The organism is Absiella sp. AM29-15 (genome assembly GCF_003434225.1).
GTDB classification, from domain to species: domain Bacteria; phylum Bacillota_I; class Bacilli_A; order Erysipelotrichales; family Erysipelotrichaceae; genus Hoskinsella; species Hoskinsella hominis.
The window spans coordinates 97356-111881 of record NZ_QVFL01000007.1 but is presented as its reverse complement, the minus strand read 5'-3'; the positions used below and the strand labels follow the sequence as shown (position 1 = coordinate 111881).

13 protein-coding genes are annotated in these 14526 nt (G+C 33.8%); 2 read left to right on the top strand and 11 right to left on the bottom strand.

Going from position 1 to position 14526, the window contains the following annotated elements:
* The 6 genes from DW761_RS09010 to DW761_RS08985 all read right to left on the bottom strand — a co-directional run bounded on the left by DW761_RS09010 (nt 1) and on the right by DW761_RS08985 (nt 8663).
* On the bottom strand, nt 1-2271 hold the full coding sequence (locus tag DW761_RS09010; protein WP_117517703.1) for a beta-L-arabinofuranosidase domain-containing protein: 2271 nt from the start codon (nt 2269-2271) through the stop codon (nt 1-3).
* 17 nt (nt 2272-2288) lie between these two features.
* Nucleotides 2289-3347: a hypothetical protein gene (locus DW761_RS09005; RefSeq protein WP_117517701.1), complete on the bottom strand. Its 1059-nt coding sequence runs from the start codon at nt 3345-3347 to the stop codon at nt 2289-2291.
* An 11-nt stretch (nt 3348-3358) separates the two neighbouring features.
* The gene (locus DW761_RS09000) at nt 3359-4864 is read right to left on the bottom strand and encodes a peptide MFS transporter (RefSeq protein WP_117452689.1); all 1506 of its coding nucleotides are present in this window, start codon (nt 4862-4864) and stop codon (nt 3359-3361) included.
* 474 nt (nt 4865-5338) lie between these two features.
* Entirely contained in the window at nt 5339-5689 is a 351-nt protein-coding gene (locus tag DW761_RS08995) for a hypothetical protein (protein ID WP_117517699.1), read from the bottom strand.
* A gap of 111 nt (nt 5690-5800) precedes the next feature.
* Nucleotides 5801-6325, bottom strand: coding sequence for an anaerobic ribonucleoside-triphosphate reductase activating protein (gene nrdG, locus DW761_RS08990; RefSeq protein WP_117517697.1), 525 nt, complete (start codon nt 6323-6325; stop codon nt 5801-5803).
* A complete protein-coding gene (locus DW761_RS08985; RefSeq protein WP_117517695.1) occupies nt 6318-8663 on the bottom strand; it encodes an anaerobic ribonucleoside triphosphate reductase in 2346 nt (781 codons plus the stop codon). Before DW761_RS08985 ends, nrdG begins: the two co-directional genes overlap by 8 nt.
* 177 nt (nt 8664-8840) lie before the next feature.
* Between DW761_RS08985 and DW761_RS08980 the strand changes: the two genes are divergently transcribed.
* Nucleotides 8841-9743, top strand: coding sequence for an HAD-IIB family hydrolase (locus DW761_RS08980; protein WP_158553779.1), 903 nt, complete (start codon nt 8841-8843; stop codon nt 9741-9743).
* Between the two features lie 75 nt (nt 9744-9818).
* On the opposite strand, the gene DW761_RS08975 is transcribed toward DW761_RS08980, so the two are convergent.
* A complete protein-coding gene (locus DW761_RS08975) occupies nt 9819-10334 on the bottom strand; it encodes a hypothetical protein (protein WP_117517690.1) in 516 nt (171 codons plus the stop codon).
* Nucleotides 10335-10379: 45 nt separating this feature from the next.
* Complete coding sequence (locus tag DW761_RS08970; RefSeq protein ID WP_147323321.1) at nt 10380-10844, bottom strand: hypothetical protein; 465 nt, start codon at nt 10842-10844, stop codon at nt 10380-10382.
* 173 nt (nt 10845-11017) lie between these two features.
* Between DW761_RS08970 and DW761_RS08965 the strand changes: the two genes are divergently transcribed.
* Complete coding sequence (locus DW761_RS08965; RefSeq protein ID WP_233513068.1) at nt 11018-11245, top strand: helix-turn-helix domain-containing protein; 228 nt, start codon at nt 11018-11020, stop codon at nt 11243-11245.
* Between the two features lie 544 nt (nt 11246-11789).
* On the opposite strand, the gene DW761_RS08960 is transcribed toward DW761_RS08965, so the two are convergent.
* The 3 genes from DW761_RS08960 to DW761_RS08950 all read right to left on the bottom strand — a co-directional run bounded on the left by DW761_RS08960 (nt 11790) and on the right by DW761_RS08950 (nt 14526).
* Nucleotides 11790-12719 carry a D-alanyl-D-alanine carboxypeptidase family protein gene (locus tag DW761_RS08960; protein ID WP_117517684.1) on the bottom strand — a complete coding sequence of 310 codons (930 nt, stop codon included), beginning with the start codon at nt 12717-12719 and terminating at the stop codon, nt 11790-11792.
* Nucleotides 12720-12843: 124 nt separating this feature from the next.
* Nucleotides 12844-13293, bottom strand: coding sequence for an 8-oxo-dGTP diphosphatase (locus DW761_RS08955; protein WP_117517682.1), 450 nt, complete (start codon nt 13291-13293; stop codon nt 12844-12846).
* 120 nt (nt 13294-13413) lie between these two features.
* Nucleotides 13414-14526 carry a sensor histidine kinase gene (locus tag DW761_RS08950; protein ID WP_117517680.1) on the bottom strand — a complete coding sequence of 371 codons (1113 nt, stop codon included), beginning with the start codon at nt 14524-14526 and terminating at the stop codon, nt 13414-13416.

Here is a 14526-nt window from a genome sequence, read left to right as displayed (position 1 = left end):
TTACGCTAATTTAAAATATACGTGATATGCTTGTTTATCAATTGTATGAATTGGCACAAATGTTAGTCCATCTGCTTCATCATAGAATTCACATGTATGATCTTTCTGTTTCATTACAGAAGACAAGTTATCCTTCTTTAACGCAAGATTCAAATAATCTTGTTCATCTGATAATGCAGCTAATACATATGGTCCATAACGTAAAGACATAATTTCTGGACGATCCGGTGTCTGTTCAAGTTCATAAGAAATACCGAATACGATATGAACATGATCATTATTCCATTGTTTTTGAATTTGGATATAGCCATCTTTATCCATAGAAACAGTTTCTATTTTATCATTCATATTTACTTGATATTCTCCATGGCACCAGTATGGAACACGGATTTTTAAAGCGAAATCTCCCTTGCCATTTACCTCAATGTGTACATCCTGAGGTTTTGTTTCATCTACATGCTGAATAATTTCAACACCTTGATATGTAACTTTAGAAGACAGGAACAAATTCACATATACACAATCTTTTCCATAGTGATAAATGGCATCACCATAACGGAAATGATTTTCTAATCCTGTACCATGACAGCAGCTGTTTTCTACATCAAAAGATTTTCTTCCACCTGGTCTTAGCGGCATAAAGTAAGTACTTGCACCTGTTGGACGTTTTTCAAGTGATGATAAAATATGGTTCTGCATAGCTCTTTCATAATAATCCATATAAGAAGCCTTTGGTTCATATAAGAATAATTCTTTTGTCAGTTTCAACATATTGTATGATGCACAAGATTCTGCGGTATTATCACTTAATAAAGCTCCAATACGGTTTGGCTGGTGGAACATTTCCGTTTCTCCAGTACCACCGATTGCATAGATATGCGCCTTTGTGACAATATTCCAGAAATATTTTGCGATTTCATAATATTTTCTATCGTTGCCTGCTTCATAAATCTTCATGGCGCCAATCACCTGTGGAATATGCTGGTTGGCATGCATTCCTCCAATGGCATCGATTTTACGAATCATTGGGTAAAACAGACGATCGTTATCAAACAGTTTTGCGGCTGCCAGATGTTCTGGTTTTTTACTTAACTGATACAGTTTTGCCATGCTTTCATTCATGCCGCCAAATTCCCCGGCAATATAAGTCCCCCACATTTTCTTTAATGTTTTATTATCCAATCTGCTTAATCGTGCATATACCCAGTCCCCCAGCTGATCAACGATGTTGTATGCTTCTTTGATACCCACATATTCAAAACAGTCTAATAATCCTGCCATGATTTTATGTAAGGTATAATATGGTGCCCAAATTTCAGGATAAGGTGTGAACTTTTCTAATAAATCAAACTGTGTTTCATCATATGCACTTAAGAATCCTTTGTGACAAGTACCAAGTTTTCCAAATGCTTCTTGACATTTCGCAAGCTCTTCAATCATATAAACTGCTTTTTCTTTAATTTTTTCATTACCTGTCGCAGCATAGCATAGTGCTAAGGCAGATAGATAGTGTCCTGTTGTATGTCCACGAAGCTTACTATCTGGTGTATCCCATCCAATCATTTGTGGTGCATCTTTTGTATCTAATCCAGAAGCAGCACGGAAGTTATATAGCATCTGATCATCATCTTGTGCCAATAGTACCTCCAACATACGATCCTGTGCTTCTTTGAAGGCAGAACCATCTAATAAATCTACATCTTTTTTATTAAAATCTTCTACAACACGTTCTTGTATCCCTTGTTTGTTTTCAATCTTTTCTACAACATGGATATTCGCAACCACATCAATTTTTGTATCTAAAAGTACACCATGTACTTCCACATCCCCTAATTTATCAAAGCATTGTGTATCCCCATCATCCCATTTCACAGAATGGGAGATTGTTTTATGTTCATCTGTGACAACAATCGCAACCGTAGGCAGATTTACCATTTTTCCACACTGTGCATCTACATCAATTGGATAAATCTTTTCTACCTTGATTTTATTTTCTTCTTCTAAAACCGTTACCAGATATTCTTTTTCTATACTTTCCTCCCCATATGAGAAATGACCAGTTAAAATGACATCACGTTTTCCTTTTCCATATGCTAATACGTGTACTTTCCCATTTGACTCTAAATAACGTTCATCACTGGATGACCATGTAATACTTGATCCATTTGCCCCACTTGTTGGCAAATCTAAGTCGAATTCTACTGTCTTCAGATTTCCCAGGTATAATGCTTCTATATCCTGTTCAATCACACTTAAATCTTGTTTACTCATTCTATATTCCTCTTTCTTTAATTTCTTGGATTTCCATGGATATCATATAAATCCTGATATTCATTCCATGGTTCTGGTAAATACTCATGTGAATAAATCTTTGCGAAGAACGCATATGCACGTGGATCGTATTCTTTTAATTCCGCTCTTGTGTTGACTGGTCCACGTACACCATCCCATGTTCCATTTGTTCCTTCCTCCATAACGTTAAACCAGACGGTGGATAAAGTCGCAAAGTATTCTTCATAATTAGAAATTGCATATGTATTTGGCCATAGTCCATCTGCTTTAGCCTGTGCATATAAATTTCTAAATTCATCTGCTAATGATGTATCTTTCATATAATTAATACCGATTAAATGAACTGCATGTGCAAATTCGTGTACTAGGATACATTCGTGTTTATATCTTGTTGTATATGGTCCTTCTAAGATATGTAGTACGTTTGTTTCTGATATAGATGTTGTAGGAATCTCCATCGTTCCACCAAAGCCTTCCACAGGACGATGTAAGAATAAACATCCAGCACGATGCTCTGGAATATCATAAGCATCACGATGTTTTGGATAAATTGCAAGCTGGGCACCTGCCCCTTTTAAGATTGCGCTTGCTTCTGGCAGTTTTAGTAACATGAAGTCCACAATGGTTTTTGCCATTTGATGTGCTTCCTCACTGACACTGTCACAAGATTTGATTACAACACCACATTCACATGTTGTGAATTTTGTATAATATGGCTCATAGCTAATTGGATAAGTGATATGTGGATCTGCTTCCAAAGCTGGAATATGATCCTGACGAACATTTTTTAATACTACAAGGGAATACTGTTCCATATGATCAATGTCCATATCTTCATTCATGAAATACGTTGTACGACATTTTTCTGGCTCATATACTGTACCACGATCCCATTCTTCAATATCACTTCGATCATAAGTTGCAATACACCTTTTTCCTTGATAAACACCTATATTTTCACTATATTCTGAATTCACAACATTTTGATTCCAATATACTTCCAAATGACGACGATCAATCATTTTTGCGCATAATATTTCAGGCTGCTTTTCCATAATGTTTCTCCTTAAATTACCTCATCAATTTTCTTAGACATCATAATCAGGATGCATGCGGTAATCACCAATACGACTGCCATAGCTGGGAAAATCATCATCTGCTGATCAGCTGTAGTTAAGAATTTAAAGATGATAATACTAATACCATTTGCAATAGAAGTTGTCTGTGACCATGCGGACTGCATCTGTGTTTCATATGATTTTGGCGCAAGCTTTGCGGTCATAGAAATACCGATAGGATTAATGAAGTTATCACCAAAAGACAAAATCAAATAGTAAGCAATTACCCATAATGGAGAGAATAAACTTGTTTTACCACCCGTTAATACAGGAACAGCTAATACGGCAAATGCTGCGGCATTGATGAAGATACCGATAGAGAATTTCTTTGTGACTTTTAACTTTCCAAATTTTGTAGAACCCCAGATATATACGAATGCTGTCGCAACAATTAATCCGATTAAGTTATAAATAGATGTAAAAGTTGCTGGTGCAAATTCAATACCCATGAAGTTACGATTGACTTTTGCTTCAATAAATACTGCCATGGCTGTGTTCAACAATACACCAGTTACAGCAACAACACACTGAATACACCAGATTTTAACAAATGGAAGCATTTTGCTATGTTCTTCTCTTGTGATGTTTTTGTTTGTATACATTTTAAATAAGAAGATGATGGGAATAACAAAGGAGAATGTTGTAATGATATTTAATACGCCATCAAAATTCATAACACCCATTTTTACAGTTACTAAGATGATTGCGACAACGATCAATACAACCGCAAAGAATAATCCTAATGCTTTTTTTAACTCTTCCTTAGATACAGGATTTGCTGGTTTTTCACCAATGGGACCAAAGAAACGTTTTCCTGTAAATAAGATTACCAAACCATAAGCAAGTGCTGCTAATGCGCTTAAGAAGAAACCTAAGTGATAATCACTCATACCTATGAAACCTACAAGAATTGGAGAAATCATACCAGTAATTGTATTTGCGACATTGTGAATGGTAAATGCGGCATCACGACGGCCATCATCATCACTTCGATACATTAAACCAGTCATAGAAGAGTTAGAAGCACCCATAATTGGAAGTGACATCAAAATTAAGGAAATCACTGCGAATACTCTTCCTTGTGTTAAAGAGAAAGCTGGAACTGCCAATAATCCAAAAGAAATTGCTTTTACAACGTTTCCTACTACCAATGCTTTACGTGGCCCTAATACTCTATCGGATAACCAGCTTCCTACGATAACGAATAATGAGTTACAAGCACCCATTGCCGCAATCATACTTGCTGCTTCACCCTGTGTAAAACCAAGTCCCTTGGTGTATGGACTATATAAGTAGTAAATTAAGATTGCATAGACACCGCCCCATGCAAAAGAGTTAAAGAAGTTTCCTGCTGCCAATGCGCCTAGTCCTCTAGGGTGTCCAAAGAATTTTTTATCATTATAGACAGCCTCTAAGCGTTCATCAACCTGTTGTTTTGTTGTTTCGTTATTCATATCCTTTTCCTCACATTCATATGTTCTTTTCAGTAAGAAGTCTTTTCCGCGGATATCATCGACTTCCACCTGACACATACACTATACAAATAAAAGTCCTCTTCGTCGACCGTTTTTTCTTACAATGAGTGCACTTTTATTACATATTCAATGTTTTTCTACTTATTTTGATATCTATTTTAATCTTTTTTATATGTATGAAATATCTTGATTGTAAACGGTATCTTATAGATTGTATACGTTTGCATAGTATTTATTTAAATAAATAGTACTTTTAATGGTTTTTATACAAGTGGATAAAAAAACAAATTGGTGTCTTTTTGTTACTTGTTATCAAAAATGTATAAAAATGTTACCTTAAGTATCAAAAGTGCACCTGTATAAAACAAGTATCTATCAATATAAATTATTTCCTCAATAAAAAGAACTACCCATAATGATAGTTCCTTTCGTATTCTTATAATCTTTCATGAACTAAAGCCAATCATATGATTTCTTTATATATGATAATGGTCTGCATGCTCCCACTTCATTTTCTTGTGCTTTGATTAACAAATCCTTCTTTTCTTTTAAAATATCTTCAGAAAGTTGAGCGATGAAATAAGCAGCACTCATACGTGCATCAGATCCATCAAAATCATCATCAAGAACAATATCAAATAATAATTCAGCTAGTTGCCAATCATTAAGATAGCTTGAAAAATAGTCATCAATCCAAGTACTGAATCGTCGATCACACTTCCATATCAAGTACTCTATTAGATTTTCTTTATCCCACACTCCGTTTGTATATGGAGTAATTTTCTCTAAGTCTTCTATTCTCATAATACCTCTACCCCTTCCATAAACTTACTTCATTATCTTTCGATATAAGTATATAGCAATGTATATAAAAAAGCATTACCCAAATGTATTCATTCAGGTAATGCTGATTTGTTAATCTATATTTTGATTTTTATCATCATAAGAAGATAATACGATGCTTCCCTTTTCCAAAGAAGCCTGTACATCTATGATTCTTTGATTCTTACTACCTTTAAACACTAAGCGATAGTCTTTTTCATCCATCACAAATTTGCCATCCACGAGCACATCTATTTGTTCAAGTAAGACTTTTTTATCAGAATCTTGTACTAATTCTTCAAAAGTAAAGCCACTGTATGCCCAGATATTTAAATGCATCTCTTTTGCACATTGTACAATAGGAAGTAGCGCTTCTGCCTGTAGAAAAGGCTCTCCTCCAGATAAAGTCAGACCACTTTGTAGATGTGTTTCTTTCATTTCTTTCATGATATCCTCTATATCATACAGGGTACCACCTTGGATATCATGTGTTTGGGGATTATGGCAACCAGGACAATGATGCATACATCCTTGTGTCCATAGCACCATACGAATACCCGGACCATCTACAAAGCTATCCTGTTGTAAAGGTGCTGCTAATCGGATTTGATTAGCCATGCTTTACGCGTTCTCTTTCTTCCGCAGCTTTTGCGTCATTGAAACGATCAACGGTACCTACCAAATAGCCAGTGATACGACGAATCTTTTCAAATTTATATTCGCCTTTTGTTTCATCACGTCCACATTTTGGACAGATATGACCTTCGATCACACCACTATATCCACAACAAGGATCACGATCTACTGGATGGTTGATAGAACCATAACCAATACCACTGTCTTTCATACAACGAACGATTGCTTCAAATGCCTCTAAGTTATTTGTAGGATCGCCATCAACTTCTACATAAGAGATATGTCCACCATTTGTAAATTCATGGTAAGGCGCTTCTTTTTGAATCTTCTTGAATGCAGTAATATGATAATATACTGGAATATGGAAAGAGTTTGTATAGTAATCACGATCTGTAACGCCTGGGATAATACCATATACTTTCTTATCAATACGTGTAAATCTTCCTGATAAACCTTCTGCAGGAGTCGCAATCAATGAGAAGTTCAAGTGATATTTTTCAGTTGCTTCATCACATACTTCACGCATATGACGAACAATCTTCAGACCTAACTGCTGAGCACGTTCACTTTCTCCATGATGTTCTCCAATTAATGCTTTTAAACATTCCGCAAGACCGATGAAGCCAATTGTCAAAGTACCCTGTTTTACCATTTCCTCTAATGTATCTTCCCAGCCAAGGTTTTCACTACCAATCCATACGCCCTGACCCATCAAGAATGGGAAGTTTTTCACTTTTTTCTTCGCCTGAATCTGAAGACGTTCTATTAACTGCTGGATCACAATTTCCATCAATTCATCTAATTCATTAAAGAATCCTGCTTCATTAAATTCACCGTTTGTGATGATACCATGTTTGATACCAAGTCTTGGCAGGTTGATACTTGTAAAGGAGTTATTTCCTCTGCCTGTTGCGATTTCAGGACCATTGATATTTCCCATAACACGTGTTCTACATCCCATGTATGTTGTTTCTGTTTCAGGGTGTCCTGGTTTGTAATATTGCAAGTTAAATGGTGCATCCATAAAGCTGAAGTTAGGGAATAAACGTTTTGCTGATACACGCATTGCCAGTTTGAATAAATCGTAGTTAGGATCTTCTGGATTGTAGTTGATACCTTCTTTTACCTTAAAAATCAGAATTGGGAAAATAGGTGTTTCACCATGACCTAATCCAGCTTCTTGTGCAAGCATCAGGTTTTCTGATACCATACGGCCTTCACTGGATGTATCGGTACCAAAGTTAATACTTGAAAATGGCACCTGTGCCCCTGCACGTGAATGCATAGTATTTAAGTTATGTACAAATCCTTCCATTGCCTGATATGTCTTTTTCTTAGTGGCTTTTAAGGATTCTTTATATGTAAAGTTCACAACCAGTTCAACTTTTTCATCATCTAAATGATATTCATTTCTCAGCATTTCTCTGATTGCTTCAACAAACACTGGTTCCATATCAAGTTTTGCTGTTGTGTTCGTTTTTTCTTCAACCTTTGCGAATGCTTCATCCGCATTGTTGTCTAATGAAACAAACAATTCCAGTGCACGGTTGATATTACTGCGATATTCTTTGCGGAATGTTTTCGCAACACCCTTTGCCAAATAGAAATCAAATGCTGGAATACTCTGTCCACCATGCTGATCATTTTGATCACTTTGAATTGCAATTGCCGCAAGTGCTGCATAGCTTGCGATATCCTGTGGTTCTCTTAAATGACCATGTCCTGTAGAGAAACCTCCATTAAATAATTTCTCTAAATCAATCTGACAACAAGTCAATGTACCCATATTCATAAAGTCCATATCGTGAATATGTATATCCCCATTTTCATGTAGTCTTGCATGCATTGGGTTCATCAGCTGGCTCATACAGAATTCTTTTGATACCGCACTACCATACTGTAACATGGTACCCATTGCTGTATTACCATCGATATTAGCATTTTCACGTTTGATATCCGCATCATTGCTGTCTGCGAATGTAATTTCTTCAATGCTCTTCATCAAGCGGGTTTTCATGTTACGGATACGACTACGTTCTGCACGATATAAAATATATGCTTCACTGGTACGTGCATGTCCGTTTTCAATCAATACCTTTACAACCGCATCCTGCACTTCTTCAACGGTTGGAACATCCTTTTGATATGTATTATTTAAAAAGCCTACCACCTGCTGTGTCAATTCTTCTGCCGTCGCATAATCAGCCTTTACGCCTTCTTCATTAGCAACACTGTCCGCAGCTAGAAAAATAGCTCTTGTAATTTTTTCTGGTGAAAAATGAATCTCTCTGCCATCTCGTTTCTTAATCGTTGTGATCATTAAAACTTCCTCCTTTGTTTCGCTAGGCATTATTATAGCTTATTTTTTACTGTTTGGGGAATGTAAATGCTCTTACATTTATGAAATAAATTTTCTGTCACAAACCATACGAAATTAATACGCTTTCTTTCTTATTTTATCAGTATGTGTGATATAATTTTGACAAAGAGGGTTATTATGACGAAGTTAAGTATAGAGAAACAACAGATATCAAAAATAAAAGTAATTGTATGTGACCTGGATGGCACATTATTAAATCATAGAAAACAAATCACAGAGGCAACAGCACAATACTTGATTCAACTACAAGAAGCAGGTTATCGCTTGGTACTAGCCAGTGGCCGTTTTTATTATGAGTTGACTGGTTATATTGAACAATTAAAGATGAAAAAATTTGATGGTTATGCGATATGTGCGAATGGTTTAGAAATTCATCGTGTAAAAGATGATACCATGCAATCATTTGATTATTTATCTGAAACAGAAATACAGGATATTTTATCTTATACCAGAAATATGCATATCACAGCTTATGCAAATATTCATCAAATCTATCATGCCGTTTGTAATCCATGGCTGTATTATGCGACAAAAGCAGGCACGTTTTTATCAAAGCCTTTCTCTAAAAGCAATTTCTATCCTTTTCGTTTATTAAGAGAAACAGATTTTCAAAAACATCAGACGGAAACAAATTGGCCAGTTTTAGCGAAAATATGCTTTTTTTCTTCCCACCATAAACTTGAGCGTTTTAAACAGACGATACAACATGATTACCCTCACCAGTATAATTTCTATTATATCAACCGTTTTGCGATTGAAATTGTGAAATCCAATGTTGGAAAATGTTATGCTGTGGAACAATTATGCAAATCTTTATCATTAGATCTATCTAATGTCTTATTTTTTGGTGACAGTGGAAATGATGAAGAGCTGTTAGCTAGTGCTGGTATTGGGATTACGATGAAAAACGGGTTCTATCAAACGAAAAGAAAAGCACGCATCCTATCATATAAAACAAATCAACAGGAAGGCGTGCTGGATATGTTGAAAAGATTAAAATTATTGTATAAAAGTAAATAACAATATAAAATCCTCACCATTTTATAATATAATAATTTATAACAAAACAAAAGAATAATAATTGCTATTAACATTTTATTTTGTAGCTTTATCATCATCCATTTCTTTTTTTATCTTTTTATATAATATTTCTTCAACTTTATCACAATCTTTACAAAACACTTTGCTTTTTTCTCCATGTGCATCAATCAAAACATAACCATACTTAGTAACTGATGTTACTCCTTTTATATCACTAATTTTTATAATTTTATTACTTATGTATGATTTTGAAAGCATAGCCATAAGATATGTAGTAGTTTTAATATCTATATAATCCTCAAATATTTTGATTTCACATTTACGCAAATGATTCGTCATTATAAACAGTAAACATGAAAGCACTAAAAAGAAAATCATCATATATAATAATCCTTCTCTTTCAGAAGATGTTAAAGCATACCCAACTCTGCCAAATAAGTTAGTCCTCTTTGTATTTCTTAATATACCAAGAAAAATCACTAAAACTACACTCATAATAGAACTAAATCGATACCTTAGTTTAACACTATTGTTTAACCCTTTGCTTTTGAATAAAACTTTTTCTTCCATAACTCCTCCAAATAAGTTTTTTAGTTGTATCTATACTAAAATCATTTACAGTTCTTTTTTTATTTTATCTCTAATCATTGTTTCTATTTCTTTGCCTGATTTACAAAAAACTATATTTTTTTCTTGCATTGTTTCAATTATTATATATCCCCAATTTTCAACACTAGTAATTCCATTTATCTCATCAAATTTTATAATTTTATTTCGAACTGTTTCTGATCTAGAAATAGCAGCTTCTAAAAATGTAATAGTTTTTACTTCTATATAATCTTCATAAATTTTTACTTCACATTTTTTGATTGTTCTTGTAATTTTTATTATAAACGCAGCCAAAAGAAACAAAATCAAAAAAAGCAAACCAGCTTGATTATCCTTTAGATCAAGTACATGAATATGAGTAAAATATAATATTAAAAAACTGATAAGTGCCAGAATGATGGCCACATAATAATATCTACTTTCTACAATTTTACTCAATCCCTTGCTTTCAAACAAAACTTTTTCATTCATAATTTTTATAATTCTCCCTTTCTTTTTTGTTTTTTGCATCACCATATAATATTATATTTTCCAATAAAACATCCCCTCCTATTATCATACATAATTACAGTCTTTTTAACGACTATAGTCAATATCAAAACTATATTGTAGCATTTAGGAGTCCAATAAATAACGAAAGTTTGGTGATAAGATTGATAGTTTATTCTCCATTTTGGGATACCTTAAAAAAATCGAATGAATCAACTTATACTTTGATTAATCATCATCATATTTCTAGTTCCACATTAGATAAACTTAGAAAAAATAAACCTCTAAATACAACTACAATTAATGATTTATGCCGTATTTTAAACTGTCAGATTCAGGATATAGCAAAATATCTACCTAATGAAGAAGATCAATTTCTATAGAAAACATATAAGATATAAAGTCCAATTATAAACGCAGGATTTGTAAAACATTTTTATTATTTTTACGTTTTATTGTATTTGATTACAATAAATATAGATATTTTATTAATTAATTTGTTAAGACTTTTCTTCTTCTCCGCCTATTTGGGGAGTTTTTTTCTAAAACCATATATAATACTGCTGGCAAGTTAAAATGAAAAAGAAACACAAAATTTGCGTTTCTTTTTCACCATTTACATTATCCCCATTTTTTCTGTTTCTAATTTTTGTAATTCCACTAACATTTTTGCATGTTCTTCCATATCATGTTTAGCAATATAATTAAAGCATTCAATTCTGTGTTCATCGAGAATAATCATAGGGGAGTTGGTCTAGTTTTATTAAATTTATTAAGATCATACCTGTACGATCGTTCCATAATATAGAATATGTGAAAGTATTACGCCAATAAAACAAACATTCCTTTTATGAGATACTAAATTACTTTTTCAGAAAATATCTCTATCTTATCCTAAAAAAGTATAAAAGACTAATTTTTTTCACCTTATGATTCCTTTTTTACTTTTTCATACACCTTTATCGCATCCAATATATGATAAGGTTCTGTTTCCGCATCGCCATCTGCACCTGCGGTAATTAATAAATATTGTGTTCCATTGACACTTCCCTGCGAAGCAAGACACAATCCTGCATCTGGTGTATAGCCAGTCTTTCCACCCAGCAAGAAATCTGAATATAAATTATGAACTTCCATTGTCTGCCACATGGTACCATACATCGTGAATCCTGTTGGATTAACATGATCTCCTTCCACAACATAAGTTTTTGTATGAAATATTTCCGCAAAGGCATCATTTTTTAAAGCCTCACGTAATAATAATTGAAGATCATATACACTACTGTAATGCTGATCATCATCTAAACCAGTACAATTAGTAAAGTGGGTATCATGCATACCTAACTGTTTTGCGGTTTCATTCATGCGTTTCACAAATGCCTCTTCACTACCATCGATTGTTTGAGCTAATGTGATACAGGCATCTGCTCCACTTGGTAATAATGCGCCATATAATAAATCCTTGATTCGCACATTTTCATTTGGTTGAAACCCAGCTACTGATGCATTTTCAGCCTCTAATTTAGGAAATATATCTGCTGGAACCTGAACTATCTTATTTTCATCTGTGATGGATTGTAATGCGAGATACACAGTCATTATTTTTGTCAGAGAAGCTGGATGTATCCGTTTTTTTGCCTGTTTTGTATATAACACCCTACCACTATCCTGTTCCACAAGAATCGCATATCTGCTGTTTACATCTATGTTTAATTCATCATTTTCTAGCTGCTTATTTTCTTCAGGCTTCTTTTGAAACAGTTTTTGTCCTATCCTGTCGATATCCTTTGCACTTACCACATAAAAGCCTAAACATGCCAGTAGGAAACAAAATGTTAAAATTTTTATATATTTCATAAATAAAAACTCCTTCCTGATGATATTAAACCACCATTAAGGAGTTCTAGTTTAAATGCTTGCTTAGTACTTTCTTAGGATTTACTTAACTGGTTCTGTATACGTATAAAAAAGAAATACAAACTTAATATAAGTTTATCTTCCAGTCATTTTCTGTATCATAATAAAATTCACTTAATTCATCATCTTCAAAGACTTTTAATAATTCGTCAAAATCTTCAGATAATGGATAATTCAATAACTCTGAGCGTTTCACCCAAAACACATGCCCTTCTGATGAATCACATAGCTCTCCAGAGAACTCATTGGTTTTATATAGAAACACGATATATCGTTCATCTTCCTTGGTCTGAAACTGTTTCACACCACATAATTTTGGGTGTTTAATATCCAGGCCAGTTTCTTCTTTTACTTCACGTACAACAGCATCATGAAATGACTCTAAATATTCTACATGCCCGCCTGGAAACGTGATTCCCGGCCAGTCTTTTTTAATTCGTTCTTGTACAAGTACATTTCCAGCATTATCATAAACCATGCAAAGATTGGTAATGCGTGCTTTTTCACTTCTCATATTGTATCTATCTCCTTTATTATGTTTTTTCAAATCAAAAGTTTTATGATTTTTATTATAATCCTTTTTTTATATATTTGCGACTAAAATAACACAAAAAAAGGTACGTATTAAGCGCACCTAAATCTTCATTGGTAATGTCACGATAAACACTGTTTCTTTCATACTACTTTCTGCACGGATGGTTCCATCATGGGCTTCAACGATCTCTTTTGCGATAGCTAGACCTAATCCAGCACCACCAGAATTTGTAGAGCGAGCCTTATCTAATCGATAGAATTTCTCAAATATCATATCCAGTTTCTGTTTAGGAATTTCATCTCCCTGGTTATGGAAATACAACGTCAATGTATGTTCATCCTGATGACACTCTATAAATATCTTAGTTTCTTCATAACTATACGATATCGCATTTTTCAAGATGTTATTGAATGCTCTTGCCAGTTTGTCACCATCGCCATAATAAACAAGATCCTCTGGCATATCCAATATGATCTCTTTATGCTGTTTCAACATGATTGGATAGAACTGTTCTCGTAATTGTTCAAATAAGAATCGCATTTGGATCTTTCCACGAGAAATCACAATATCATGAAGATTGAATCTTGTGATATCAAAAAATTCATCAATTAAAGATTCCAATCGATTTGCCTTATCAAGGGCAATCTGAATATATGCATCATTTTGTTCTTTGGGGATATCTTTTACATCGTGAAGCAGGCTGAGATATCCAATCACTGAAGCAAGTGGTGTTTTCATATCGTGTGCAAGATATGAAATCAAATCATTTTTTTGCTGGGTCTGTTTTTCAATTGTTTGAATCTGCATATCTTCTTTATTGCGTATCTGCATTAATAAAGAGTCAATTGGCGCAAGTTCTTCTGACATTTGTAAATATTCTTTGCCATCCCGAAAGGCGGTTAGTTCCATTTCTAATTGATGGATAAGGTCTGCTTTATCACTCTTTGATTTCTTATCAGCGTTATATTTAATCAAATAAACACATCCTGCTGTCAATAATGCTGTAAGTATCAATGTATAAAATTTTATGTTTTCCCAATCAGGCTTACTGACCTGATGCAAGATTCCCTGTGCATCGGTGTACTCATATACATCTGTGAAATTGTTTGCGATATAATCAAGGACAAAGCCATTAGATAATTTATCTAATAAATACCATACAATGACAACAACAAATAAACTAATTACGATTTGTTTTCTATATTTTATCAT

Excerpts from the sequence above, each read along its gene's own strand:
- DW761_RS08980 (WP_158553779.1), top strand. The coding sequence starts at position 8,841 with ATGACGAAGTTAAGTATAGAGAAACAACAGATATCAAAAATAAAAGTA.
- DW761_RS09005 (WP_117517701.1), bottom strand. The coding sequence starts at position 3,347 with ATGGAAAAGCAGCCTGAAATATTATGCGCAAAAATGATTGATCGTCGT.
- DW761_RS08950 (WP_117517680.1), bottom strand. The coding sequence starts at position 14,526 with ATGATAAAATATAGAAAACAAATCGTAATTAGTTTATTTGTTGTTGTC.
- nrdG (WP_117517697.1), bottom strand. The coding sequence starts at position 6,325 with ATGGCTAATCAAATCCGATTAGCAGCACCTTTACAACAGGATAGCTTT.
- DW761_RS08995 (WP_117517699.1), bottom strand. The coding sequence starts at position 5,689 with ATGAGAATAGAAGACTTAGAGAAAATTACTCCATATACAAACGGAGTG.
- DW761_RS08970 (WP_147323321.1), bottom strand. The coding sequence starts at position 10,844 with ATGAATGAAAAAGTTTTGTTTGAAAGCAAGGGATTGAGTAAAATTGTA.
- DW761_RS09000 (WP_117452689.1), bottom strand. The coding sequence starts at position 4,864 with ATGAATAACGAAACAACAAAACAACAGGTTGATGAACGCTTAGAGGCT.
- DW761_RS08955 (WP_117517682.1), bottom strand. The coding sequence starts at position 13,293 with ATGAGAAGTGAAAAAGCACGCATTACCAATCTTTGCATGGTTTATGAT.
- DW761_RS08960 (WP_117517684.1), bottom strand. The coding sequence starts at position 12,719 with ATGAAATATATAAAAATTTTAACATTTTGTTTCCTACTGGCATGTTTA.
- DW761_RS08985 (WP_117517695.1), bottom strand. The coding sequence starts at position 8,663 with ATGATCACAACGATTAAGAAACGAGATGGCAGAGAGATTCATTTTTCA.
- DW761_RS09010 (WP_117517703.1), bottom strand. The coding sequence starts at position 2,271 with ATGAGTAAACAAGATTTAAGTGTGATTGAACAGGATATAGAAGCATTA.
- DW761_RS08975 (WP_117517690.1), bottom strand. The coding sequence starts at position 10,334 with ATGGAAGAAAAAGTTTTATTCAAAAGCAAAGGGTTAAACAATAGTGTT.